This is a genomic window from Corynebacterium sp. CMW7794 (genome assembly GCF_001563605.1).
GTDB classification, from domain to species: domain Bacteria; phylum Actinomycetota; class Actinomycetes; order Mycobacteriales; family Mycobacteriaceae; genus Corynebacterium; species Corynebacterium phoceense.
On the sequence record NZ_KQ961714.1, the window covers coordinates 88061 to 112785 of the forward strand.

The 24725-nt window shown below is 63.8% G+C and carries 28 protein-coding genes and 1 riboswitch; of the genes, 7 read left to right on the top strand and 21 right to left on the bottom strand.

Features of this window, described 5'->3' with window-relative positions:
• Positions 1–2 precede the first annotated feature (2 nt).
• Positions 3–902, top strand: a complete 900-nt coding sequence (locus HMPREF3227_RS02090) for an AEC family transporter (RefSeq protein ID WP_066509801.1) — start codon at positions 3–5, stop codon at positions 900–902.
• A 135-nt stretch (positions 903–1037) separates the two neighbouring features.
• Here HMPREF3227_RS02090 and HMPREF3227_RS02095 read toward each other — a convergent pair whose 3' ends face one another.
• Positions 1038–1361, bottom strand: a complete 324-nt coding sequence (locus HMPREF3227_RS02095; RefSeq protein ID WP_066489773.1) for a DUF4229 domain-containing protein — start codon at positions 1359–1361, stop codon at positions 1038–1040.
• Positions 1362–1413: 52 nt separating this feature from the next.
• On the opposite strand from HMPREF3227_RS02095, the gene HMPREF3227_RS02100 reads away from it, so the two are divergent.
• Entirely contained in the window at positions 1414–1644 is a 231-nt protein-coding gene (locus tag HMPREF3227_RS02100; RefSeq protein ID WP_066489764.1) for a hypothetical protein, read from the top strand.
• A 9-nt stretch (positions 1645–1653) separates the two neighbouring features.
• Here HMPREF3227_RS02100 and HMPREF3227_RS02105 read toward each other — a convergent pair whose 3' ends face one another.
• From HMPREF3227_RS02105 to hemL, 7 genes are all read right to left on the bottom strand, one after another.
• Positions 1654–1917 (bottom strand): helix-turn-helix domain-containing protein, encoded by a 264-nt coding sequence (locus tag HMPREF3227_RS02105; RefSeq protein ID WP_066489756.1) that lies wholly within the window; start codon positions 1915–1917, stop codon positions 1654–1656.
• Positions 1918–1940: 23 nt separating this feature from the next.
• Complete coding sequence (gene ccsB, locus HMPREF3227_RS02110) at positions 1941–2927, bottom strand: c-type cytochrome biogenesis protein CcsB (RefSeq protein ID WP_066509803.1); 987 nt, start codon at positions 2925–2927, stop codon at positions 1941–1943.
• A 90-nt stretch (positions 2928–3017) separates the two neighbouring features.
• On the bottom strand, positions 3018–4649 hold the full coding sequence (locus HMPREF3227_RS02115; protein WP_066509807.1) for a cytochrome c biogenesis protein ResB: 1632 nt from the start codon (positions 4647–4649) through the stop codon (positions 3018–3020).
• Between the two features lie 26 nt (positions 4650–4675).
• On the bottom strand, positions 4676–5455 hold the full coding sequence (locus HMPREF3227_RS13465; protein ID WP_066509810.1) for a cytochrome c biogenesis CcdA family protein: 780 nt from the start codon (positions 5453–5455) through the stop codon (positions 4676–4678).
• Complete coding sequence (locus tag HMPREF3227_RS13470; RefSeq protein WP_066489734.1) at positions 5456–6043, bottom strand: TlpA disulfide reductase family protein; 588 nt, start codon at positions 6041–6043, stop codon at positions 5456–5458. It lies immediately after the preceding gene.
• Positions 6033–6641 (bottom strand): histidine phosphatase family protein, encoded by a 609-nt coding sequence (locus tag HMPREF3227_RS02130; RefSeq protein ID WP_066489722.1) that lies wholly within the window; start codon positions 6639–6641, stop codon positions 6033–6035. The genes HMPREF3227_RS13470 and HMPREF3227_RS02130 overlap by 11 nt, the downstream gene beginning before the upstream one ends.
• Before the next feature lie 14 nt (positions 6642–6655).
• Positions 6656–7966, bottom strand: coding sequence for a glutamate-1-semialdehyde 2,1-aminomutase (gene hemL, locus HMPREF3227_RS02135; RefSeq protein ID WP_369799430.1), 1311 nt, complete (start codon positions 7964–7966; stop codon positions 6656–6658).
• Positions 7967–8678: 712 nt separating this feature from the next.
• Here hemL and HMPREF3227_RS02145 point away from each other — a divergent pair.
• Positions 8679–9917 (top strand): HNH endonuclease signature motif containing protein, encoded by a 1239-nt coding sequence (locus HMPREF3227_RS02145; RefSeq protein WP_066509816.1) that lies wholly within the window; start codon positions 8679–8681, stop codon positions 9915–9917.
• 6 nt (positions 9918–9923) lie between these two features.
• Here HMPREF3227_RS02145 and HMPREF3227_RS02150 read toward each other — a convergent pair whose 3' ends face one another.
• Positions 9924–10238, bottom strand: coding sequence for a DMT family transporter (locus HMPREF3227_RS02150; RefSeq protein ID WP_066489701.1), 315 nt, complete (start codon positions 10236–10238; stop codon positions 9924–9926).
• A gap of 9 nt (positions 10239–10247) precedes the next feature.
• Positions 10248–10312, bottom strand: a riboswitch (guanidine-III (ykkC-III) riboswitch).
• Positions 10313–10339: 27 nt separating this feature from the next.
• On the opposite strand from HMPREF3227_RS02150, the gene HMPREF3227_RS02155 reads away from it, so the two are divergent.
• The 3 genes from HMPREF3227_RS02155 to HMPREF3227_RS02165 all read left to right on the top strand — a co-directional run bounded on the left by HMPREF3227_RS02155 (position 10340) and on the right by HMPREF3227_RS02165 (position 12968).
• Positions 10340–11173 carry an NAD(P)-dependent oxidoreductase gene (locus HMPREF3227_RS02155; RefSeq protein WP_066509980.1) on the top strand — a complete coding sequence of 278 codons (834 nt, stop codon included), beginning with the start codon at positions 10340–10342 and terminating at the stop codon, positions 11171–11173.
• A gap of 359 nt (positions 11174–11532) precedes the next feature.
• Complete coding sequence (locus HMPREF3227_RS02160) at positions 11533–11910, top strand: GntR family transcriptional regulator (RefSeq protein ID WP_066509819.1); 378 nt, start codon at positions 11533–11535, stop codon at positions 11908–11910.
• Positions 11901–12968 carry a DUF1648 domain-containing protein gene (locus HMPREF3227_RS02165; protein WP_141681460.1) on the top strand — a complete coding sequence of 356 codons (1068 nt, stop codon included), beginning with the start codon at positions 11901–11903 and terminating at the stop codon, positions 12966–12968. The genes HMPREF3227_RS02160 and HMPREF3227_RS02165 overlap by 10 nt, the downstream gene beginning before the upstream one ends.
• On the opposite strand, the gene HMPREF3227_RS02170 is transcribed toward HMPREF3227_RS02165, so the two are convergent.
• From HMPREF3227_RS02170 to HMPREF3227_RS02210, 9 genes are all read right to left on the bottom strand, one after another.
• Positions 12925–14289: a protoporphyrinogen oxidase gene (locus HMPREF3227_RS02170; protein WP_066509829.1), complete on the bottom strand. Its 1365-nt coding sequence runs from the start codon at positions 14287–14289 to the stop codon at positions 12925–12927. The two genes, HMPREF3227_RS02165 and HMPREF3227_RS02170, sit on opposite strands and share 44 nt — an antisense overlap.
• Before the next feature lie 15 nt (positions 14290–14304).
• Positions 14305–15327 carry a uroporphyrinogen decarboxylase gene (gene hemE, locus HMPREF3227_RS02175; protein WP_066489692.1) on the bottom strand — a complete coding sequence of 341 codons (1023 nt, stop codon included), beginning with the start codon at positions 15325–15327 and terminating at the stop codon, positions 14305–14307.
• Between the two features lie 28 nt (positions 15328–15355).
• Complete coding sequence (locus HMPREF3227_RS02180) at positions 15356–15832, bottom strand: hypothetical protein (protein WP_066489686.1); 477 nt, start codon at positions 15830–15832, stop codon at positions 15356–15358.
• The gene (locus HMPREF3227_RS02185; RefSeq protein ID WP_066489676.1) at positions 15829–16488 is read right to left on the bottom strand and encodes a hypothetical protein; all 660 of its coding nucleotides are present in this window, start codon (positions 16486–16488) and stop codon (positions 15829–15831) included. The genes HMPREF3227_RS02180 and HMPREF3227_RS02185 overlap by 4 nt, the downstream gene beginning before the upstream one ends.
• Positions 16489–16492: 4 nt before the next feature.
• A complete protein-coding gene (gene hemB / locus HMPREF3227_RS02190; RefSeq protein WP_066489668.1) occupies positions 16493–17479 on the bottom strand; it encodes a porphobilinogen synthase in 987 nt (328 codons plus the stop codon).
• A 35-nt stretch (positions 17480–17514) separates the two neighbouring features.
• Complete coding sequence (locus tag HMPREF3227_RS02195; protein ID WP_231725093.1) at positions 17515–19185, bottom strand: bifunctional uroporphyrinogen-III C-methyltransferase/uroporphyrinogen-III synthase; 1671 nt, start codon at positions 19183–19185, stop codon at positions 17515–17517.
• A gap of 139 nt (positions 19186–19324) precedes the next feature.
• Positions 19325–20203, bottom strand: coding sequence for a hydroxymethylbilane synthase (hemC, locus tag HMPREF3227_RS02200; protein ID WP_066489653.1), 879 nt, complete (start codon positions 20201–20203; stop codon positions 19325–19327).
• 12 nt (positions 20204–20215) lie between these two features.
• A complete protein-coding gene (locus tag HMPREF3227_RS02205) occupies positions 20216–21532 on the bottom strand; it encodes a glutamyl-tRNA reductase (RefSeq protein ID WP_066509831.1) in 1317 nt (438 codons plus the stop codon).
• An 85-nt stretch (positions 21533–21617) separates the two neighbouring features.
• Positions 21618–21857 carry a glutaredoxin family protein gene (locus tag HMPREF3227_RS02210; protein WP_066509834.1) on the bottom strand — a complete coding sequence of 80 codons (240 nt, stop codon included), beginning with the start codon at positions 21855–21857 and terminating at the stop codon, positions 21618–21620.
• Positions 21858–21956: 99 nt separating this feature from the next.
• Between HMPREF3227_RS02210 and HMPREF3227_RS02215 the strand changes: the two genes are divergently transcribed.
• Positions 21957–22970, top strand: a complete 1014-nt coding sequence (locus HMPREF3227_RS02215; RefSeq protein WP_066489644.1) for an HAD family hydrolase — start codon at positions 21957–21959, stop codon at positions 22968–22970.
• A 96-nt stretch (positions 22971–23066) separates the two neighbouring features.
• Here the strand turns inward: HMPREF3227_RS02215 and HMPREF3227_RS12740 are convergent, their stop codons facing one another.
• The 3 genes from HMPREF3227_RS12740 to proC all read right to left on the bottom strand — a co-directional run bounded on the left by HMPREF3227_RS12740 (position 23067) and on the right by proC (position 24713).
• A complete protein-coding gene (locus HMPREF3227_RS12740) occupies positions 23067–23168 on the bottom strand; it encodes a 30S ribosomal protein bS22 (RefSeq protein WP_003855542.1) in 102 nt (33 codons plus the stop codon).
• Between the two features lie 321 nt (positions 23169–23489).
• The gene (locus tag HMPREF3227_RS02220) at positions 23490–23678 is read right to left on the bottom strand and encodes a helix-turn-helix domain-containing protein (protein WP_005527601.1); all 189 of its coding nucleotides are present in this window, start codon (positions 23676–23678) and stop codon (positions 23490–23492) included.
• Positions 23679–23897: 219 nt separating this feature from the next.
• Positions 23898–24713 (bottom strand): pyrroline-5-carboxylate reductase, encoded by an 816-nt coding sequence (proC, locus tag HMPREF3227_RS02225; RefSeq protein WP_066489642.1) that lies wholly within the window; start codon positions 24711–24713, stop codon positions 23898–23900.
• Between the last annotated feature and the right edge of the window lie 12 nt (positions 24714–24725).

Sequence of the window (24725 nt, forward strand, 5' to 3'; positions counted from 1 at the left end):
GCATGCAGGGCGTTCTCACGGGCTTCGCCATCATCCTGGCGGTCATCTTCATTGGTTGGTTCCTCGCCGTGCGCGGGGTCATTGCCAGCGACCGAGAGCGTCTCATGTTCAACCGCGTGGCGTTCTACGCGGCGACCCCGGCGCTTCTCTTTGACTCCGTCGCGCGTTCCGATCCGGCGAATGTCTTCACACCGGTCACACTCATTATCATCGTGACGACCGTCATCGTCTCCGGGCTCTACCTTGCGCTCTTCTGGCGCAAGGGCCTCGCCAACGCCACCTCCGGCGCCGCCGCCGCGAGCTACTTCAACTCGGTCAACATTGGCCTGCCGGTCTCCATTTACGTCCTCGGCGACTCGACGTACGCCATCCCCATGGTCTTTATCCAGATGGTGCTCTTCACGCCCATCATCCTGGGCGCGCTGGGCGGAAAGTCGCTCCTCGGCGCGGTGAAAACCGGACTGCTCTCCCCCATGGTCGTGGCGAGCATCCTCGGCTTCATCGTCGCTTACACAGGCATCCACGTCCCCGAACCCATTACGGAACCCATTCATCTGCTGGGCGGCGCCTCCATCCCCATGATCCTCATGAGCTTCGGCGCCTCGCTCAAGACCTCCGGTGTGCTTTCCGATGCCACCGTGCGCACCCAGGTGCTCGTCTCTTCTGGTCTCAAGCTCGCTGGCATGCCCGCCATCGCCTTCGCCGTAGCCACCCTCGTTGGCCTCGACGCTGACGCGGTCTATGCGGCCACGATCCTCGCCGCGCTACCGACGGCGCAGCAGGTCTACAACTATGCGGCGACCTTCCAAGCGGGCCAGACTGTCGCGCGCGACACCGTCTTCATCACGACCTTCGGCGCGCTGCCGGTCATGCTCATTATCGCCGCACTCTTCGGACGTTAGTTTTTCTGTTCGGTCGCGCCCGCGAAAGTAAAAGGTGTACCTGAGAAGGTGTAATTCATCTTCTAAGGACCACAATGCACCATCTCAATGACACCCTCTTGGGCTCCACGCTTGGGTTCCACGCGGAAGCCAGGTTTAACGGCCCGCGAGCTCCTGTTCGACCCACGCCTTGTGCGCCTTGCGCTGCGCGGAGTACGCGGCGAGCGATTCGGTGGCCTCCACGCGCCACCTGGTGAACATGAGCATGGACAGCGGCAGCGCAAGGAAGAGCGCAAGCATCGCCGAGATGAGCAACATGACGGGGGCGTTCACGAGCAGCACGATGCCGTGAATGATAACCGTGAGCACGAGGAAGAGTCCCAGGCGGGCCAGGCCGTATTTCACCATGGCGCGACGCGACTTCTTACGCAGCTCCGGATCCGGTGCCGGCGGCTCGGGGTTCGTATTCTCCTCAATCATTCGTATGATTCTACGCGCCCCGCGCGAAACCCGAAAAGCTAGAATGGCCCCCATGGGTAGAATCCTCCTCCTCGTCCTCATCGTCGTTGCCGTCATCCTCGTCTGGAAGGCCTTTGGCCCCGGCACGTGGAACAACAACCGGAAAAACGTGCAAGGCCCGGCCACCCCGCAGATCAAGGGGCCGGACGATGATGAGAACTTTTTGTGGGAGCTCGACAAGAAGCGCTTCAAGGAGCGCCGCGCACGCGAACGGGAGCAGAAGAAGAACGAAGACGAAAAATAGCGCTGAAGATTAGCGCTGTGTGAAGGTCATCTCGAGGCCCAGCGCATCTGCAACGGCCACGACTTTTTCCCAGCGCACGCCCGTGCCACCATGCTCGATGGTGTGGAGGGTGGAGCGGGAGATACCGGCGGCATCGGCAAGCTGTTGCTGCAAAATGCCCAGTTCACGGCGGCGCGCGGCGAGCTGCGCGCCAAGGTCAAGCAACGCCGGATTATCGCCAGCAGGCTTGCCTTGTTTATTGCGCGTACGGTTTAACGGGCTTTCCTCAGACACGGGGAACCTCACTCAAGCAGAAGCTAGTTCAGGCCCGCGTAGGAATGCAGGCCGGAGACGACCATGTTGATAAAGAACAGGTTAAAGACCATCGTAGCCATAGCCACGATATTTATCCACGGAGCAGCCTTCCGCATTGATGGAGTAGCGCGTGCGTGGAGGTACGCGGCGTACAGAACCCACGTCGCAAAGGAGACGGTTTCCTTCGGGTCCCAACCCCAGTAGCGGCCCCAGGCGGCCTCGGCCCAGATGGCGCCGAGCACGATACCCAGGCCCAGCGTGGGCAGCGTAATGACAGCGGTACGGTACGCGAGAGTATCCAGCTTCGTCGCGGTGGGCAACGGCTTGACGATGCCCCCAATAAAGCCATGCTCCTTCCCCTTCGGCTGCCAGCTGCGCAGCATGCTCAGCAGCGAGGACAGACCAGAGAAGAGGCCGATGGCAGCGCCGAGGGAGACGACGGTGACGTGCACCGGCAGCCAGTAGGAGCGCAGCGCCGGGACGACGGGGGCGGACTCGGCGTAGAGCTTCGTGCCGCCGAAGAACATGAGTGCCAGGACCGGGACGAGGATCCACGGCCACAGGGTGCGCCACTCCTTGCGCTGCAGCGCGATGGAGGAGACGATCATGACGCCCGCGGTGACCATGAGGACGTACTCGTAGAGGTTGCCGAACGGGAAGCGGTGCGCAGACAGGCCGCGCAGCACGATGGCGACGACGTGGACGGCAATGCCGATCCACAGCAGCGACTGCAGCATGCCACCAATCTTGTTCGCGGTAGCCTCGGCCTTCTCCGCATTTTCTTGCAGGTTGCTGGGGCGTTCCTCAAGGAGAACGCCGCCCGACTGACCCGCGGCGGGCACCGCCGCCTTCAGGGCGCGCCGTGCGTCGATGACGGCTTGGATGCGCACGTAGTAAAAGAGGGACAGGAACAGAGAAATCACGTAAAGGACCAGCGCAGTCCTAAACGATAAGTCCGAGAAATTGGACAGGTTCTGATCGACGAGCATGGTTACACAGGCTACCCCGCCCCGGCGACCGAGTCCAACTTTTGACGGAGTTTTATATCCTGCTAATGACCTGGATACGGGGGTAAGACGCTAGTCGTCGACCCAGATATCGTCTTCTTCAACCTCGTCCGCGTCCGGCAGCTCCATGAGGATGCGGTAGAGTTTGTCGAATTCTTCGGACCAGCCAGCGCGGTCCGTGCGCGCGAGACCGCCCATCTCGACTTGGGTGGTGCCATCATCGTTCGGGCGCAGGCGCACCCACACGCGGCGGCGCTTGATGACGAGCGAGCCCACGAGCGAGAGCAGCATGGCGAGCGCCGCAATGAGCAGCGGTGTCTGGGCCGGGTTGTGAGAAATCTGGTAATTCGCGAACTCGGAGGCGCCGTCGAAGGTGAGCTTCGTGCCGTCGTCGAGCGTGACCGACTCGCCCTGTGTGAGGTTGACGCGGTCGACTTTCTGGAGCTGACCCGAGTGCATGAGCGATGAGTCGAGCGAGAAGATGGACTGCGCGACACCTGTGTCGAGGCCCGCGTCGCCGCGGTAGATGTCAATAGCGAGCGCCGGGTCTGTCAGTGCCGGGTATGCCGAGGCGAGCATCTTGCCGTTCTCGCCGGTCCACTCGGCCGTCGGTGCAAAAAGGCCCTGCAGCGCGATCTGGTTCTGGCGACGCTCATAGAGGTCCGGGTACATGCCCGCCGGCGGGTCGAAGCGCATAGCGCCCGAAGAGAGGAAGCGGGTCGTCTCCGTGGGCTGGAACTGCATGGTCTGCGTGCGCTTTTCGCCATTCGGCCATTCGATGGTCACGGTTGGTGCGTAGCCGTGCCCCTGCAGGTAGACGCGGTCCGTGGACAGGCGCAGCGGGTGATTGACCTGCAGCTGGTAGTCCTGCCACTCAGACTCGTCCTTGTAGATATCCTGGCCCTCGGCATACGAGATATTCGAGGTGAACATCTCGGCCTGGCCATTGGACAGGTACTTCGCGGTGAAGTCATGCGCGATGAAGCAGAAGGGGTTGAGGCCTGTGCCGTCGAAAAGCGCTCCGGCACGGAAGGAGTCGAAGTTCGAGGTCGAGGTATTGCAGAACTCCGTGGACTGGTCGACCTTCGTCGCGTTCTCGTAGGAGCCGGACTGCGTCACGACGATGACCATGCCTTCGTAGGAGAAGAACTTGCCCAGCGCCACCGCGGCAAGGATAGCCACGAGACCGATGTGGAAGATGAGGTTAAACAGCTCGCGGGCGTAGCCGCGCTCGGCGGAAATGGAATACGCCCCGGCGCGATCCTCGTCCGGCTGCACCTCCGTGAAACGCCACTTGCCCAGCATCTTCTTTGCGGAGGCCTGCAGCTCGTCGAAGGAGCGTTCCGAGGTCGCGGCCGCATGCAGCGGCATCTTCTCCAGGTAGCGCGGGGCACGCGTGGGCTTGGAACGCCACGCCTTGTAGTGATCCCATGAGCGCGGGATGATGCATCCGATAAGCGAAATGGCCAGCAACAGGTAGATGGCTTGGAACCACACGGATTCGAAGACATCGAAAAGCTGAAGCTTGTCGTAGATCTCCGCGACCTTGCCGTTGGAGGCAATGTACTCGTTGACGTTCGTCTCGTTGAGCGAGCGCTGTGGCAACAGAGACCCCGGAATGGCGGCGGCGGCGAGCAAGAAAAGCAGGGCCAGTGCCGTGCGCATACTGGTGAGCCAGTGCCACGCCTTGCGCAAATATTTCACGAAGTCTCCTTACATAGACGCGACTGCTAGATAAGCGTCGCGCCGTAGTTGAAAGTCCACTGCTGGATGAGGTTAATAAACTCTGCCCACAGCCCCGTCACGAGGGAGAGGCCGACGAGGATCATGAGCACGCCGCCGAAGATCTGGATAGCGTGGGTATGGCGCCGCAACCAGTCGACGGAGCGCACTGCCTTAGCCGAGCCCAAGGCCACGAGCACAAACGGCAGTCCCAGGCCCAGGCAGTAGGCAACAATGAGGAACGTGCCCCGCACCGCCGTCATGCCCGCGGTGCCAGCGCTCACCGAAATGATGGCCGTGAGCGTCGGCCCCAGGCACGGGGTCCAGCCGAGGGCAAAGACGCCACCGAGGAGCGGCGCGCCCAGCCACGTGGTCCAGCGCTTGGGCGCCATGCGCGTGTCCTTCTGCAGGACCGGCACGATGCCCATGAAGACGATGCCCATGAGGATCGTGATGACGCCGCCCACGCGCATCAAGGAGTCAGCATTGAGCCGGAGCGCCGAGATCGCGCCGAAGACGGAGACCGTCGCGAGCATGAAGACCACGGTAAACCCGAGCACGAAGAGGATTGCCGCGAGCGTCACGCGGCCGCGACGACCCGACACGCGCACGCCCGCCGCGTCGTACTCCACCGAGCCGCCGACGACGGAGGCGAGGTATGAGATATAGCCCGGCACGAGCGGCACGACGCACGGCGACGCGAAGGACACGAGTCCGGCCGCGGCGGCGGCGAGCAGGCCCAGCAGCAGTGGGCCGCTCGCCGCGGCATCAGCGAAAGCCTCGCCCATCTATTCCTGCTCCAGTTTGTCGATGATCTCGAGCAGCTCCTTGTCCGTCGTCTCCTTGAGGAGGACGGCGGCGGGACGGTGCTGCTTGTCGAGCACGATGGTGGTGGGCACGACGGACGTGGGCACGCCGCCGAGCGCAGCGGCCGTCTTGAACGGCGGATCGTAGATGGACGGGTAGGTAATCCCGTTATCCTTCACGAAGTCGCGCGAGATGTCCGGGTTGTAGTCGCGGACGTTAATGCCCAGGATGGTGCCGGTGCCACGCTTGTCCAACTCCTCCTGGACGCGCTGCAGGTCATCCGACTCGGAGCGGCACGGCGCGCACCACTGGCCCCACGAGTTGAGCACGACGATCTCATCTTTGAAATCGGAGAGCGAAATCGTCCTCCCTTCTTCCAGGAGGGACTCGCCCGAGAAGTCCTGCAGCGGCTTGCGCTCTTCCGCGGGATACTCGATGACGGTCTGGCCGCCGGGCGAGATGAACTCGAAGGTTCCCCCCTGGGCGACGGCTTGGTCCGCGTTGTCCGAGGTGCAGGCGCTCAAAGTAAGGCCGGCGACTACAACGGCGATAGCGATCTTAAATTTCATGTGCCGGTGCGGAGTAGAAGATGTCAGTGATTTCGGAGCCCTTAAACACGAGCGAGGTCACGGAGGCGAGCTCGCATTCGCGATTCCAGGGGGCATGGGCCAGGCGCTTGCCCAGCACAGTGCGCTGCACCATGACGATGGGCAACTGGTGCGACACCAGAATGGCTTCGTGGCCCTCGGCGGCGACGCGGCCACGCTCGACGGCGGCCATCATGCGATCCGCGATGACGTCGAAGTGCTCGCCCCACGACGGCTCCAGCGGGTTGCGCATGAGCGGCCAGCGCTTGGGGTTCCACAGCTGCGAGTTCCAGCCCTTGGTGCGCAGGCCCTCAAACTGGTTGCCGGACTCGATAAGGCCCTTGTCCGTCTCCACGTCGAGGCCCACGACCTTGGCGATCTCACCCGCGGTCTCCTGGGTGCGCTGCAGAGGCGAGGCCACCAAGTGCTCCACGTCGTGACCCAGGAAGGACTGCGCGGTACGCGCAGCCTGGGAGAAGCCGCGCGAGGACAGATGGTAGCCCGGAATGCGCCCGTAGAGAAGCTTCTCCGGGTTGTGCACCTCGCCGTGGCGCACCAAGTGCACGATGGTCGTCGACATAGTGTGTTCTCCTTTTAGGATGCCGGCTGCGCAGCGGCCGCGGCCTTCGCCGCCACACTGGCGGCCTTCTCGATTACCTCAAAATCATCGTCGGTGAGCGCGTCAGATACAAACCACGTCTCGAACGGCGACGGCGCAGCGTAGACGCCGTTCTCCAGCAGCGCGTGGAAGAACGGGGCAAAGCGGTACGTCTCCGCGGCCTTCATCTCCTCGAAGTTGTGACCCTCGCCCTCCGCGAAGCGCAGGGAGAACATCGTGGACGCGCGCTGGATATGGTGCGCGACGCCCTCGGCGGACAACGCAGCAGACAGGATGCCGGTGAGACGGTCCGCATGGGAAGCCAAGCGGTCGTAGAGGGGGGCATCGGCAAGCTCCAGCGACTTGAGGCCAGAGGCCATCGCCACGGGGTTACCGGAGAGGGTGCCCGCCTGGTAGACGGGGCCCAGCGGCGAAAGGTAATCCATGATCTCGGCGCGGCCGCCAAAGGCCGCGGCGGGCAGGCCGCCGGAGATGACCTTTCCGAAGGTGACGAGGTCGCCTGCAACGCCATCCACGCCGTACCAGCCCTTGTAGGAGGTACGGAAACCGGTCATGACCTCGTCGAGGATGAGCAGCGCGCCGTCCGCGTGCGCAATCTCCTTGAGCGCCGCGTTGAAGCCCTCAGCCGGAGCGACAGTGCCCATGTTGCCGGCGGCGGCCTCCGCGATGATGCAGGCAATCTCGCCCGGATGCTCAGCAAAAGCCTTCTTCACGGCCTCCAAATCGTTGTAGGGCACGACGATGGTATCCGCCGCCGTCGCACCCGTCACGCCCGGGGAATCCGGGAGCGCGAACGTCGCAACGCCGGAGCCCGCGGCGGCAAGCAGCGCGTCCACGTGGCCGTGGTAGCAACCATCAAACTTGAGGACTTTAGAACGGCCCGTAAAACCGCGGGCCAGACGCACGGCGGACATGGTGGCCTCCGTGCCGGAGTTGACCATACGGACCTTCTCCGCAGCGGTGCGCTCGACGATAGCCTCCGCGAGGAGAGCCTCGCCCTCCGTGGGCGCGCCGAAGGACAGGCCATCCACGGCCGCCTTCTGTACGGCCTCGATAATCTCCGGGTGTGCGTTGCCGTGAATCATGGGGCCGTAGGAGCTCACCAAATCGACGTACTCGTTACCGTCCACGTCCCACAGGCGCGAGCCCTTGCCCCGTGCGATAACGCGGGCTTGACCGCCCACCGAACCGTACGCGCGGACCGGCGAATTCACGCCGCCGGGGATGACTTGGGAAGAACGCTCGAACCACTGCTGGGACTGGGAGATATTAGGCATGGGAATCATTGTAACTATTTAAGCGCCATACAAAAGTCTGATATTGCCACCGCGCCTCACCTCGCTTAATCTGGGGTCACACACTGTCACATACCCGGGGGGATATCGTGCTCACACGCACCGTCACTTTTTCTGCCATTACCGCTCTCACCTTGTCCTTGTGTGCCTGCGCTGCACCTGCGCCGTCGCTCGCACCGCGCCACACCACCACGCCCGTCTTCGCCGAATGGACGCCCGCTCTTTCTCCCACGCCCCTGCGCCCGCGCCCTTCCACACCCCCGCCCACGCTTTCCGATGCCCCCTCTCCCACCCTCGCGCACACATCCACGTCTACATCGGTCCGCATATCTGCGCCGGCCCTTTCGACACCTCCGCCCGCCCCGGCTCCGGCTCCTGCGCCGAAGCCCGCACGACCCAAGGCTCCCGCGCTCCCTCGCATGCCCGAACTTCCTGCTCTGCCCACCGTCCCCACCTTGCCGCCGCCACCTCCCGCTCCGACCCTGCCGCCGCTTCCTGCGCCGCCCACCCTGCCGCAACCTACTCTGCCGCCACCACCCCAAATGCCGAACATCCCTGCGCTTCCTGCCCCCCGCATGCCAGACCACCTGAACTTCACATAACCGCTGTTCAACGCATATACATGCGTTCATGTTGACCCCCTGTTTTAGAGTGGCATTCGTACGTTAGTTCCCCTCCTTCATATCTCTCCCGGAGCCGAATCATGACGACCGCCACCACTACTTCCACCCCGCCCACCCGTTTCTACGCTCCCACCAACCCCGACTGCCCCGAGACCCGCGAAGCCGCCCGCATGCACCGCGAAGAATTCGCATTCTGGGAAAAGCATCTCCCGGAGCCCTCTCTCGACATCGATCTCGTCCTGCGCCGCCTTCAGGCCATCACGGGCAAGGATCTCACCGAAATCAATAACTACATCTCCGCCCTCTACCGCCTGCGCGAGCTGCCCAAGCTGGCTGCCCTCCAGGCAAAGTATTTCTTGCTCGACTTCAATCGTCTCATCGGCATTGACAAGGCGCTCGACCGCCTCGGCGTCGCACCGCAGTTCCTCTACGACCAGGTCGATCAGGCGCTCATCGACTACCTCACGCCCCGGCGCGCCAACCAACATCTGCCCACGCGCGCCAATATCGTGCGCCGGGTCCGCGAAATCATCACGGCGCTCGATGACACCATCGCCATGCGCAAGGGGCACAAGAAGCGCCGCTTCCGCTCCGATTCCGAATTCATCTCCCTCGAGGTCGAGGAAGAAACCCGCGCCATCATCGACCAGCAGGTCCGCGAGATGGCCAAGGAGCTCGGCGTCCCGCTTGCCGATGCCGCCGTGGCGCTGCTTACTGGCGCCGTCAAGCCCACCGCGCACGTCATCCTCCACACATACCGCGCGACGGACGTGGAATTCGCGCCCACCTTCATCGAGGGCTATGGCACGACGTTAGAAAATCTAACGCCCACCGTGGTTCGCGACGAGTCCCAGGTCGAGGAGTCTTGTTCGTACAAGACACCGGACGTCATGGCGAAATTCATCGAGGGCCGCGACGGCACGTGTCGCTTCCCTGGATGTAAGCGCCCCGCACACAAGTGCCAGAAGGATCATTGCGTCGATTTTTCTGACGGTGGCCCCACGCACCCGTCGAACCTGTTCTCCTTCTGCCAGCACCACCACAATATGAAGACGGACGGGCGTTTCTATTACATCCCTCACCCGGAAACGGGAGATCTTGTCTTCCTTTTCGAGGACGGCACCTGGGAAATCACGGAGCCCTCGGGCCCGCTCTCGCCCAAGCAGAAGCACTGGGTCCAGTCCGTCTCCCAGAACATCCAGGCCCGTCGCCGCAGCTCCCGCGCCGAGGCCCAGGCCCTCAAGATCGAGCTCGACGGCCAGATTGTTGAAATTTACGAGGCCCCGCAGCCCGACCCGGACGAGCCCGCGCCGTTCTAGTTCCGCCTAGCCGGTGACCTTCAGCCCGATAATTCCGCCCACAATCATCGCCACGAACAGCAGTTTCACCGCGGTCATCGTCTCAGCACCCGTGAGGAAGGAGTAGCCCAGCGTCGCCACCGCGCCGATGCCCACCCACACGGCATACGCAGTTCCCACCGGAAGCGACTTAAGCGCCCACGCGAGCCCGCCCATAGACACCGCGAGCCCCGCAAAGAAAATGACAGTGGGCCAGAGCTTCGTCATGCCTGCCGAGCGGTCGAGCGCGGTCGCCCACACCGCCTCAAACAAACCGGAGATTACCAACACGAGCCAAGACATAGCTATCCTTCTGGCCGTCTTGTCGCGTGGCCGGGTACGGCTCCCTCGTCCGGGGCGCAAAACTCTGCGCGCCTGCGCACCATTCTGGCACACTCGATTCCATGAAGATCGCATTTTTAGGTACTGGCCGTATGGGCACTGAATTGGCCCGTCATCTTTTGAAGGACCACGAGGTCACCGTGTGGAACCGCACTGCCGAGCGCGCGCAGCCGCTCGTCGACGAGGGCGCTACACAGGCCGCGACTCCGCAGGGCGCTGTCAAGGACGCCGAGGTCATCATCACCTCGCTCTTCAGCCCTGACGATGTGCGCGAGGCCGTCATTAAAACTGACGTTATCCCCGCCGGTATCCCGTGGATCGACACGACGACTGTCTCCCCTGCCGCCGCCCGCGAGTTCGCAGAGGCCGTGCCCACGTACGTCCACGCGCCCGTCGTGGGGTCGCTCGGTCCGGCCCGCGCGGGCGAGCTGGGCGTCTATGTGGGCGGCGCGAATCGCGAGATCAGGGATCTCGCCGTCGAGATCGCCCGCCCCTGGGCCCACCCCGACAAGCTCATCCCCGTCGACTCCGGCGCGGCCGCCGCGACCGGCAAGCTGCTCGCCAACATGGCGCTCTCTGTCATGGCCGAGGGCGTCAAGGAAGCCCTCGTGCTCGGCGACGCCGAGGGCTTCAGCGAGGAGCAGGTCCTTGACATGCTCTCCATCACAGGCCTCAACTTCATGGCCACCATGAAGGGCCCATTCATCCGCGGCGAGCGTTCGACCGATCCGGGCGACTTCACGGTGGACGCACTGTGCAAGGATTCCAAGCTCATGGTCGCCACGGCCACCGAGCCGCTGCCCGCCGTCGAGGCCGCCATCGCACGCTTCGAGCACCAGCAGGAACTCGGCCACGGCAACGAGGACTTCTCGTCCATCTTCGTCCACAAGGATTAAAAAGGACGCGCGCCCGACCGTCAGAAAAAGTGACGCCGGCACTCAGCTCACTACTAGCCCTCGGCACAAGGCCACCGCCCCGACAAATATGCCTCAACGGCCTTGTTTTGAAGCCGTAACGTGTGCCGCGCGAGATGATCCCCTCAAAATCTCAAGACGTCGGGCAGTGGTTCCAATCTCTGTAGCCTGCAACTTACCCATCTAGCGGGCACTAGCCGTTGCCGATCGCTCGTCGTCCGGCAGGGCCGCATTCAACGGGGAGTCGCAAGTCGTTAACATTAACAAACCCATTCTGTACCACTTGCATCAATACAGTCTGTACCATAAGATGTGGCACAAAATAGATTGGGGAGTTTCGCATGTTTATTACCCTCGAACCCGACTCCGAGGTCCCGCTGTACCAGCAGATCCATGACCGCATCCTAGAAGCCATCGCAAGCGGCGAGCTTAAAGAGGGCGACAAACTCGATCCGGTGCGCCGCGTCGCCGCGGAGTTCGGCATTAACCCGGCCACAGCGAAAAAGGCCTACGACGCGCTCCAAGCAGACGGCGTCATTGAGACCCGCGGTCGCTCAGGCAGCGTCATTAAAAAGCGCGTTCCTACTCCGCAGCAGCGCGCACGTCTTGCGAGCGACGCGCTTCGCTTGGCCACGAAGGCCCGCGCCCAAGGGTTTAGCGACGCCGATATTGAGGCCATCCTTGCCACCCTCAAGAAGGGACTCGTCCAGTGTTCATAATCTCTATGGCCGCGCTCACCCTCGCGCTCACATTCATCCTTGCAGCAGCGCCGCGGTTCACCCCGACCGCCCCGCTCGGCGTTCGCGTCCCGCATGCCCAGCTTTCCGATGCCGCCGTCACCTCCGCGCTGCGCTCCTACCGCACCATCGTGTGGAGCGTTGGAATCGCAGCCACGGTGCTCACGGTAGTGCTGTGGGAGTACCCCGTTCTCGCCTCGCTGACCTCGATGCTCGTCGTGGCGGGATCGCTCGTTGCTTACGTCATTGAACGCCACACAATCCTCAAAGCTAAGGCCGAAGGCGGGTGGTTCGAAGGCGTCGACACCGTCATCGCTGGCAGCGTCACCTCCGAGCCACGGTTTTCTTTTCCTTGGGCTGGCATCGCGGCGTCACTTTTTCTGACTGCGGCGGGTGCGCTCATTGTGGTCGCGCGGTGGGACGAAATCCCGGATGTCGTCGCTACGCACTGGAACGGGGCCAACGAGCCCGATGCGTGGGCCGATAAGTCTGTGGGCTCCGTCTTCCTGATGAGCTTCGTTGCTCTGGGAATGGTAGTGACGTATGCCCTGGTCGCGTTGCTCATTCGCTACTCATTCGTGCACGTTCGCTCGGACCGCACGCCGGCCGGGCAAGTGCGCACGCACGCGATGCTCGCAGCGAGCATTGATGGCACGGGCGTCCTCGTCGTCCTACTCAACGCGGCGCTCGCGGTGGCGCAGGTTGTCACGGTACTGCCACGGTACGCGGACTACACGTGGGTGGGGTTCACGTCGATTATGGCGGCGAGTGTGCTGGGCATCATCGGGATGCTCGTGGTCTTCATCAACGCGCAGAAAGACATGCCCGCCGCCGAAGCCGAATCCCCCGATAACGACCATCTCTACAAGGCAGGCATGTTCTACTACAACCCAGACGACCCAGCCGTGCTGGTGGAGAAGCGTTTCGGGGTGGGCATCGACTTCAACTACGCGCGCTGGCAGGCCAAGGCGTTCTTGGCCGCCATTGCGGTGCTCATTATTGGATCAATCGCGCTGCCGCTGCTCGTGAGTCAGCAATAACCGCGGGCACGCCCACGCCGCCGGCCCAGGCGCCGGTGACGTCGATGCCGGGAACCTCGGCGATGGCTGCGCGCGTGGCCTCGACCGTTGCAAGGTGGGTCTCGTCGTAGCGCGGCAGGCCACCGAACCAGCGCTGGGTGTAGATTTCGTTCACTCCGGTCGCGCGGCCATCGAAGCCGGTGATCTTCTGCAGATCGTCGAGCGCGTAGTCGACGAGGTCGTCTTCCTCGGCGCGGACGAGGGCGTCATCGCCATAGCGGCCGAAGGAAGCACGGACGATGAAGCCGGGGCGCTCGCCGATGTGCGGCCACTTGTTAGACGAGATGGTGAATGCTTTTGCATGCAGGTCGGGCTCGTCAGCGGCGATGAGGATGCCGGTGGCGTCCGGAATCTTATTGCCCTCCGGGTCGACGTTGGACGCGAAGTTGAAACCAACGACGGCGGAGCTGGCGAGCTTGACGGACTTGAGGGCATCGGCAGCCTTGGGGGCGACCTTCGGTAGCAGGCGCGCGGTGGTGGGAGCCGGGGTTGCGAAGAGGACACGGTCGAACTCGCCCAGCTCAGCGGGGGCACCGGCGACCTTGAAGCCAGCGTCAGTTTTTGTGACACCCGAAATGAAGGTGTCGAGGTGGATCTCGGCGCCAGATTTCTCGGCGAGGGTCTCGTAAAGCGTCGCGTAGCCACCCGGGAACGCGGCGAAGACAGAGCCCTCGGCCGGCGAACGGTTGGACTCGATGTGCGTGATGGCAGCGGAGAGGGTGACGGGGCCCTCGGCGGCGAGGGTGTCGAGGGCATCGGCAAGCTGTGGCACCGTTGCGCGGACGCCGAGGTCATCAGCGGTGCAAGAGTACACGCCGCCAAGCAGCGCCGAGCCCACGTGGTCGACAACGTCATCGCCATACTGCTGGCGAATGAGTTTGCCCACGGAGACGTCCTGGCCCGGGGTCCACTCGAAGGGCTGCTCGTTTTCGATGCGGGCGTTGGTCTCATCAGAAACCAGGTCAATGGGCTGCGACGGGATACCCATCATGCCGCCCTTGGGCAGGAAGTGGAGCTCGCCGCCGGAATAGATGCGGGGGCGCAGCTCCCGATTCGGACGCGCAAAGTCAGTGAGGCCGAGTTCCTCGAAGAACGCGACGGCGTCCGTGCGGCGAGCGATGAAGGCCTCGGCGCCCATGTCCATAGGACCGTCGTTGAAGGGCACGGTGTGCAACTTGCCGCCGATGCGCCCCGCCGCCTCGAACACGTACACCTCGTGGTCGCGCAGCTCATAGGCCGCAGTAAGCCCGGCGACGCCGGCTCCGATGATGGCAATCTTCATTATTAGCCTTCTCCTCTAGCCTTCGTTGTGAATGATGGCGACGGCGCGAGTGATAGCGTCGGCGTCAGTGGTGGGCAGAACCCCGTGGCCGAGGTTCCAGATGTGGCCGACGCCGGCGGCGTCGACCTCGCTCTTGATCCTTTGTACCTGTTTGCGGACGGCATCGTCGCCAGCGAAGAGCAGCGCCGGGTCGAGGTTGCCTTGGAGGACCTTGGTGTTGACTCTGTGCGCAGCAGCGTCCATGGAGACGCGGTAGTCGACGCCCATGACCTCGGAGCCGGCCTCGGACATGGCCGTGAGCAGCTCACCGGTGCCGACGCCGAAGTGAATGCGGGGAATCCGGCCTGCGGCAGTAGCGAGAATGCGGGTCGAGTAGGGCAGGACAAACTCGCGGTAGTCCGCCTCGTTGAGGAAGCCCGCCCAGGAATCGAAGAGCTGCATGGCGTCGATGCCGGCAGCCATCTGCTGCTCGAGGAACGCGATGATGGTCGGCGTGAGTCGTTCCATGAGCGCATGCCACAGCTGGGGCTGGGAGTGCATGAGCGCCTTGGTGCGCTCGTGGTTCTTGGAGGGGCCGCCCTCGATGAGGTAGCTGGCGAGAGTAAACGGTGCGCCGACGAAGCCGATGAGGGCTTGGGTCTCGGTGAGTTCGTCGTTGATGATCTGGATACCTTGGGCGACCTCGGTGATCTCGTGGTCAAGAATGGGCAGGTTCGCGATGTCGGCCTCGGTACGGACCGGGGCGTCCATGACAGGGCCGCGGCCGGGGACGATCTCGACGTCGACGCCCGCCGCCTTGAGCGGGACCACGATGTCCGAGAAGAGGATGGCAGCGTCCACGTCGTGGCGGCGCACCGGCTGGAGGGTGATCTCAGCGAGCAGCTCCGGCATGAAGCAGGAGTCGAGCATGTCGATGCCCTCGCGCACCTTCTTGTACTCCGGCAGGGAGCGCCCAGCCTGGCGCATGAACCACACCGGCGGGCGGGACGGCGTGCGGCCATAGGCGGCCTCGATGATCGGGGCATTGCGAGTGGTCATGCTGGGATCCTTTGTGTTGTGAAGAGAGTTAATCAAGCGTCGGGCGATTGTTTTCGCGAATGAACTCATTCGCGTCGGGGCGGTACATGAGCACCGTCGCGCCGAGGAGGAGGAACGGGATGGCGACGAGCAGCAGGCCACCCGCGCCGATGGCGATAGCCGCGATATTGAAGAAGCAGGACAAGCCGACGACGGCTGCGAGAATGGTGCGCGCGTGCTTCATTGCGCGGGCGAGCTGTGGCGCGACGAGCGCGATAATGATGGCGGCGGCGAGATTCGTCCACGACACGAAATGGCGATTCTCGGCGAGGAACTGGGAGAAGGCGGTATTCGACGAGTCGCCCGGGCCGAAGAAGCCGGCGAGTCCGGTGAGCGCCAGGTAGACCGCGGCGACGACGAATACCCAGTAGGCGTACTTCAGTGAGTTGGGCCAGATCCCAAGATCGACGGGTTTCTTCTGTCCGCGCGCAGCTCGGTTGTAGTCGTGGGGAAAGGCGTTCGTCATCGCGGGGCGTCGTCTTTCTTTTTCTCTTCGGCTTCGCGCTTCTTTTCTTCCTCGCGCTTCTTCTGCTCCTCCTCGAGCTCCTTCTGGAGCTTGCGGATTTGCTCGTACTCGCCGGTGTACTTGATGACCGGCTCGCGGGAACCGAAGTAGACGCCGAGACCACCGGCGACGCCAGCGACGATTTGGATCATGCCGTCAATGGCAAAGAGCCAATCGGGGGCATCGGAGCCCGCGGGCGAGGTGACGAAGACGAAGACGACGCGCAAGGCGTAGTAGAGCCCGAAGATGAACAACAGGCGGCGCGCAGTTCCCGCCCACTTGTGCTTCGCACGGAAGAGGGTGAGCATCCAGGCGAGCACTCCCAGGATCACAAACGCGACGAAGGCGGAAAAGCCGATGGACAGGTACGCCGAGAGCCGCACGAGTCCGTCCGAATACGCGGTGGGGTCCTCGTCGCGCAGGAACTTCGACATCTGAGCGACCATGACGTCACGGTTGAGAATGCCGAGGATGACCTGCAGGATCTGGTGGACGACCTCCGCGCCGAGAGCGACGGCCCACACGCCCATGGCGTAGACCGCGGCCTCGGGCCACGGGGACTTCTCCTGCTTCTTCGCAGCAGTCGTGTCTGGGGTCTGGTCTGGAGTCTCGCTCAAAGTGTTAAGCCTTCAGCTCGCGGGCGGCCTCGACGGCGTAGTACGTGAAAATTTGGTCAGCGCCCGCGCGCTTAATGGCGGTAAGCGACTCCATCATGACGGCGTGCTCGTCGATCCAGCCGTTGGCGCCGGCCGCCTTGACCATCGCGTACTCGCCAGAGACCTGGTACGCGGCGACAGGCACGGAGGAGAACTCGGCGATGGCAGAGAGCACGTCGAGGTACGGCAGGGCGGGCTTGACCATCACGAAGTCGGCGCCCTCGTCGATGTCGAGCTCGACTTCAAGCATGGACTCGCGGAAGTTGCGCGGATCCTGCTGGTAGGTGCGGCGGTCGCCCTGGAGGGAGGAGCCGACGGCCTCGCGGAACGGGCCGAAGAACGCGGAGGCGTACTTAGCGGAGTAGGCCATGATGGCGACGTCCTCGTGACCACCCTCGTCAAGAGCTTCGCGGATCACGCCAATCTGGCCGTCCATCATGCCGGACGGCGAGACGATGTGGGCACCGGCGCGGGCCTGAGCACGCGCCATGTCGGCGTAAAGCTGCAGGGTGGCGTCGTTGTCCACGCGGCCGCGGTCGTCGAGGACGCCGCAGTGTCCATGGTCGGTAAATTCGTCAAGGCAGGTATCGGCCATGATGAGCAGGTCGTCGCCGAATTCCTCGCGCAGGGCCTGAATGCCGCGGTTCAAGATGCCGTCCGGCTGCCAGGCAACGGAGCCCGTGGCGTCCTTGTCCTCGTCGAGCGGCACGCCGAAGAGATCGATGCACGGCACACCCGCGTCGAGCGCTTCGTGGGCGGCGGCCTTGAGCGAGTCGATGGTGTGCTGGTAGACGCCCGGCATGGCGGAAATCTCGCGCTTTTCGGAGATTCCATCCGCGACGAACATCGGGAGGATGAGGTCGCTCGGGTGCAGGTGCGTCTCGGCAACGAGCTCCCGCATGGCGGGCGACTGGCGCAGGCGGCGCGGACGACGGACAGGGAAGGTGCTCACAGCGTGAATGCTCCTTTTACACAAGTAGTTAATGCCTAATCGACTTTAGTAGCCTTCTTGCGCGCACGGCGCTTCTTCCGCGGCGCGGGAAGATTGCCGGCGGCGCGCAGGGCAGCGACGTGCTCCGCGAGGGCATCGATAAGCGCGGGCACTTCCGCAACCTCCGGGACGACGTCGACGCGCAGGCCCATCTCTTCCGCGGCGGCCTGCGTAGAGGGGCCGATGCAGGCGATGATCGTGCGGGCGTGCGGTTTGCCGGCGATGCCCACGAGGTTGCGCACGGTCGAGCCGGACGTGAACGCCACAGCGTCAAAAGCGCCGGACTTAATCATGTCGCGGATTTCCGCTGACGGCGGGGCGGCACGGACGGTGCGGTAGGCAACGACATCGTCGACTTCCCAACCGAGGGCCTCGAGGCCCTTGGGCAGGGCCTCGCCAGCAAGATCGGCGCGCGGCAGGAGGATGCGGCCCACGGCGTCGATGTCTTCCACGTAATTGGGGAAAACCTCGAGCAGGCCTTCGGCATTCTGCTTCGTGCGATCTGGGAGCAGCTCGGGGACCATGCCCTTTTCACGGATGGCGTCGGCCGTCTTCTGGCCCACGGCGGCAAGGTGAACGCCGGCGAAATCGCGGGCGTCGAGGCCGAGCTCGAAGATCTTGTCCCAGACTGCTTTCACCGCATTAACGGAGGTGAAAATGATCCACTTGTAGCGGCCTTCGACAATGCCCTTGATGGCGCGATCCATCTGCGCCGGGTTGCGCGGCGGCTCGACGGAGATAGTGGGCACGGACTGCGGAATAGCACCGTAGCCGGCGAGACGCGCGGACATCGCGGCGGCCTGCTCCTTGGTGCGCGGCACGAGCACGCGCCAGCCGTAGAGCGGGCGGTTTTCCCACCACGAGTATTTCGTGCGGTCATCGAAGCTACGGCCCAGGGTCACGACAAGCGGGCCGGGAAGTTCGGCGCAGAGCTTGCCCAGGGTGCCAAGCGTGGTCTCGTGGGTGCGCTGGAGACGCGTGGTGCCATGCACCGTCACGTAGGCCTCCGTGTCCGCAGGCATGCCGCGGGACTGCAGCTCGCGCGAGATATCCGCGAGCTGCTCCTGCGTGGTCTGCAGGACGAGCGGCTGGGTGGCGTTGGCCAGGGCGTCCCAGTCGGCACCGTCGCTGAGATCAGCTTCGGTGTAGGCCGAGCCGAGCGCGAGACCAGCAAAGGAGGGCACGGTGGACGGCAGGGACATACCCGGCACGACCTGGAATTCCATGCCTGCTGCGGCGACGGACGAAATCTCGTCCTTAATGGACTCGCGGCCCAGCGGGTTGCCAGCCACGAGACGGATGACGTCCCCGCCTTGGTCGAGCGCGGACTGGAACTGCGCGATGAGATCCTCTGCCGGGTCTTCGATGATGGCGGCAGTCGGGGCGGCGGGGCGCGGCGGCTTGCGACGCGCGCCGTTGGCCTTTGCCTCGGCGCAGATGCGGGCGTACTCCTCCTCGGCGGCATCAAGAAGCTCTTGTGGAACCGGGAGCGCGGACGCGATGGTCTCGCGAATACCGCCCGTGACCTCCGGATCGACGACGGCAAGCGCGTTATGCGCGAGCACCTCACGGGCACGAATGGTCAACAGGTCAGGGTTGCCTGGACCAGCGCCGACGAAGATGACTTTGCCCAGTGGCTCCGGGGAGTCAGAAATAGACGCTGACACGGGGTTGCTCAATGTGAAGGTTCTTTTCTATGTACGGGCTTCAAGTTCAGGGCGACACGCTCTTACACGGGGGTCATGCCGGGATCAGATCGCGGCATGTGGTATCCACACTTTAATTTAAAACCTGCAGTAAGCGAAATTAGCTCAGGAGCTCTGCCGCGCCGCGAGCGAAGAGATCCTCGGCCACGCGGTGACCCAAGGCGCTGGCGTCTGTGCCTGTCGCCTCGGAAATGAGCTGGCGTGATCCGTCGAGCGCGAAGACGCCGCCGCGGACCGTGAGCTGGTCGCCGTCCCAGTGGGAGGTCGCCGCGACGGGCGCGGTGCAGCCGGCCTCAAGGCGCGCGAGCACCTGGCGCTCGGCCTGAGCTGCGGCGAGTGCGCGCGGGTCCACGATGGCATCCAAGGCTTCCGATGCCGCCGTTCCCACCTTGGCCTCAATCGCCAAGGCACCCTGCGCCGGGGCGGGCATGAACGTGTCAGGATCGAAGACCTGGGTTGCCGCGTCCGCACGACCCGCGCGGGAAAGGCCAGCGTAGGCAAGGATGACGGCGTCGAGTTCACCGGAGGTCACCTTGCCCATACGCGTATCGATGTTACCGCGGAGGGGGCGGATGTCCAGGTCGGGGCGCAGGGCCTTGAGCTGCGAGATGCGGCGCGGGGCGGAGGTGCCCACGGTGGCACCCTCGGGAAGCTCGGCGAGGCTAAGGCCGTCGCGAGCGATGAGGGCTTCGCGGTTATCTTCACGCTGCGGCACGATGAGGCGGAAACGCTCATCGGCTGCGGTGGGAAGATCCTTGAAGGAGTGGACTGCGATATCGCACTCGCCACGGTCGAGTGCCTCGCGCAGCGCCTGAGTAAAGACGCCCACACCAATGCGCTCGACGGGCGCCATGTTGGTATCACCCGCCGTCGTCACGATGTGGAGCTGCACCGGGTAGCCCGCCGCCGCGAGCCAATCGCGCACGTGGCCGGACTGCGTGGTGGCGAGCATGGAGCCGCGCGTACCGATTTTGAACATGGTGTTTATCTCCTAAATTTCGGTGGGCAGTTCGGCAGCGTTGACAGCAACGCCCTCAGAGCCGGTGTCCTCGAGGTTGAGGCCAAAGAGCTGCTGCAAGGCGGTCTCATGGCTCACGGTGCCAGACGTCGCGGCGAGCTGTTTAGCACGCACCGTCGGCTCGTGGAGCAGCTTGTCCACCACACGCTTGAGGGCGCGGTTGACGTCCTTGAGTTGTGCTTCCGTGAGTTCTGGGTGCTTCTGCTCGAGGCGCGCGGCCTCACAGTGCACGAGGTCCGCGGCATGCTTACGTAGTGCGGAGACCGCAGGTGCCACGTCACGTACGCGCTGTGCCGAGCTGTAGGAATCCAGCTCCTCACGCACGATATCGCGCGCCTGGGAGTGCGGCCCCTCGTGGACCTCGCCGCTGGTGAGGTCGTTGGACAGGCGGTCGATATTGACGAGCTCGATGCCGTCCTTCTTAGCGCAGGCCTCATCAATGTCGCGCGGAAGCGAGAGATCGATGAGCATGAGTTCGCGGTCCGGCATGTCGGACGCAGCGATGGTAAACCCCTGCGCGCCCGTGGCGGAGACGGCGACGTCGACGCGATCAAGGACAGTGGCGCGATCCGCGAAGTCGACGACCTCAGCCTTCACGCCAGCCTGAGCGGCGTGGTCGGCGACGCGCTCGGCGCGCGCACGCGTGCGGTTCGCGATGATGAGGCTCGCGCCCAGTCGGCCCGCGTGCGTCGCGGCGAGCGAAGCCATGGCGCCGGCGCCGAGGATGAGCACGGTCTTGCCTGCGAGATCCGAGGTACCCATGACCTGCAACGCACGGTCAAAGGAGAAGGAGACCATGGACGCGCCGGCGTCATCGATGGCGGTTTCCGAGTGCACGCGCTTGCCGGCGTGGAGCGCGGACTGCGCGAGCGCGTGAATGCGCGGACCCACCGTGCCCTGATCCGCGGCCTTCTGGTACGCCGTGCGCACCTGGCCAATGATCTGCTGCTCTCCCACGACCATTGAGTCCAGGCCCGAGGTGACGTTCATGAGGTGCTCCGCTGCCGCGTCCGCGTAGCGGACATACAGGTAGTTGCGCAGCTCATCGGCCGTCACGCCGGACTGCTTCTCCAGCACGTCGACGACATCCTTGACACCCGTGTGGAAGGAATTGGTGACGGTGTAGACCTCCATGCGGTTGCATGTGGAAATGATCATCGCTTCGCTGAGAGAGCCCTGGCCCACCAGCTTGCCGCATGCGTCGTTTTGGATCTCATCGGCCATGCTCAGCCGCTCCAGTAACGCAACCGGCGCCGACTGGTAGGACATGCCTACGACCAGCACGCTCATGAACGCTCCTTATCAACCCTTTGGATGAGAAAAATCAACCAAAAGACTACTAGCTGTGCCTACCCTAGGGGTAGTAAGGGTGGGCTTAGTCTACCGCAAGTTCGGCAGCGAGCTCATCGTTGTCGACTTCCCAACAGGCGAATTCTTCGCCATCTATCACCACAACCGGAATGCGGTCGCCATATTCCATCGCCAGCTCTTTGTCCTCGTCAACGTCGCGCGCGGTCAGGCTCGCGCCAGCGGCCGCGACCACGGGCTCTATCTGCGCATAGACGCGCGTGCAGGATCCACACGTGGCGCGCACCATGAGTTCGACTTGTCGCATTTTCCCTCACCCTTCGCGCTGAGCTGTTTCGTCCTAAGATGTACACGATACCGCCGCAGTCCAAGGAGCCTCGTGTCCGCCACCCCTACCCCACCGTCCATGCCGCCCTCACCCCGCGACTTCCTCGCGAATTGGACGGCCAGCCGCGGCAATCTGCGCAATTTCCTTGAGAACACGGCGCTCGCCCCGCTTGACGATGCCGCCCAGCGTACGGCCGGCGAAGCCGCCGCGGCCGCCGCAGCGGATCTCTTCGACATCACGCTTGATAACTACACGGCCGGCGTGGACTCGGTCGAGGGTTCGTTCACTTCGGCCGGACGCGCCCGCATCACCCCGCCCGACCCCGATATCCCGCAGGATGCCGGGGCGGCCGCCTTCTTCGACGTGGATAACACGCTCATCCAGGGCTCCTCGCTCATCGTCTTCGCCATGGGACTGTTCCGCCGCCGCTATTTCCGCATCCGCGAAATCGCCCCCATCGCGTGGAAGCAGGCGAAGTTCCGCTTCTTGGGCCGCGAGAACGCCAACGACGTCGCCGCCGGGCGCATCCAGGCCCTCGAGTTCATCAAGGGCCGCTCCGTGGAGGAAATGGTGCAGCTCTGCGAGGAAATCGTGGACGAATCGCTCGCGCGCAAGGCCTACCCCGGCACACGCCAGCTCGCAGAAATGCACTTGGACGCCGGCCAGCAGGTCTGGCTCGTCACCGCGACCCCGGTCCAACTCGCACAAATTCTGGCACACCGCTTCGGGTTTACTGGCGCGCTCGGCACCGTCGCAGAGGTCAAGGATGGCAAGTTCACCGGCCGCCTCGTGGGTGACATCCTGCACGGCCCCGGTAAGAAGCACGCCGTTGCGGCGCTCGCGACGATGGAGGGGCTCGACCTGGATCGCTGCACCGCCTACTCAGATTCCGCGAATGACGTGCCCATGCTGTCCATGATGGGCACCGCCGTGGCGATTAACCCGGACGCCAAGCTGCGCGATATCGCGGAGGCTCGCGGATGGCTCATCCGCGACTACCGCAGCGTCCGCAAGGCCGTGCGTACCTACGGCGTGCCTGCACTGGTCACCGCGCTGTTCTCTTATGGCGGCTGGAAGGCTTTCAAACGCTAGACGCTAAGGAAACCTTTAAAAAGGGGGCATCGGCAAGCGCATGCGAAAGGTCCCGGCCACACCGAGGTGTGACCGGGACCTTTCGTCGACCAAGATTTACTTGCCGAGCTTACGACGCTGGACGCGGGTGCGGCGCAGCATCTTGCGGTGCTTCTTCTTGGACATGCGCTTGCGGCGCTTCTTGATAACAGAACCCATAACGGTTTCCTCACTTTCACGATCAGTACGTACTAGACCTGCCGGCGCCGCCTGGATTACTGGGCCGCGAAGGTGCACTCTTTGCGTCCACCGCCCGCTACCAGAACCGAAGTCCTTGAGACACAGGCGAAAGTCACAGGCATGCAGATGCCGACACGAATGGTCACCATCTTACCTACCGGCCCCAGTCCAACAAAAATGACCACCGGCAACGCAGACGCGACCGTCACTTTTTCTCACGGCGAGATTCAGCACCAGCACGCATGACAAAGGCGCCCACTGTGAGAGACAGTGGGCGCCTTCTGGCGACTAAAAGTAACTCTAGGCTCCGTAGACGGAAGCCTCGAGGTACTCGTTGACGGCAGACTCGTGGACGCGGAAAGAGCGACCGACGCGGACTGCCGGCATTTCGCCAGCGTGAACCAAACGGTAGACCGTCATCTTCGAGACGCGCATGATTTCCGCGACCTCAGCGATGGTCAAGAAGGTTCCTTTATCTTCATTAGCCATAGTTGTATAACCCTTCAGCTCGTGGCGCGCTGCAAGGCTTCCCCTCCTGCAGGAGTACACGCACGTGCTTGTTCTAGCCTAGCGTGAAACCTGTGACTAATGCGACTCAATAGCCGATATTTTTCTCATTAGTTTCTCACGACAACTTCTTACCGGGCAGACGCATGTGTCACAGGCTTCCCTACACCCCCACGCGGGGGGCTGTTCTTCGCGGCTGCACTAGCCCAATTCGGCCGCTCGGTTCGCGCAAGCCTCCGCGGCACGATAGAAGGCGCCTCGCAGGCCCGACTCTTCAAGCTCGCGGACGGCTGCGGCCGTCGTGCCGCCCGGCGAGGTGACGTTGGCGCGCAGCGTCGACGCCTCGGAGCCGGAGTTGATGAGCATCTCTCCGGAGCCGGCCAGGGCGTAGTTGACGAGCTTCGACGCCGTATCCCTCGGCACGCCGAGCGCGACGCCAGCGTCAATGAGGGCGTCGGCCACGAGGAAGAAGTAGGCGGGCGAGGAGCCCGACAGCGCCGTTGCGGCATCCATGTTCTTCTCCTCGACGATCGCGGTCTCCCCCACCGCATCCATGAGTTCGCGCACGAGGGCCAGCTGCTCGTCGCTCACGCGCGAACCCGGCGTCACGATGGACATGCCACGGCCCAACAGCATGGGCGTATTGGGCATGACGCGCACCACAGGGTTGGCGACGGCGGCCTCAAGGGCCTCCAGACGCACGCCCGCCGCCAGCGACACCACAACAGCGTCCTGCGGCAGCGCGTCCGCAATCTCCTTGGCGACGTCGACGATGGCGTAGGGCTTCACGCACAGGAAGACTACGTCGGCGTCTTTGACCGCCGCCGCGTTGTCGTCCGTCGTGGACACGCCGTAATGGTCTGCAAGCTCGGCGCGACGTTCGGCGCGGCGGTTAGTCACCGTCATGGCAGTCTCTCCCGACGCGGCGAGACCAGAGACGAGCGCCTCGCCAATCTGGCCGCCGCCAATGACGGTGACGGTGTGCTGGGCAGTGGAAGTTGATGCGTTCTCAGTCATGCTGCCACCCTA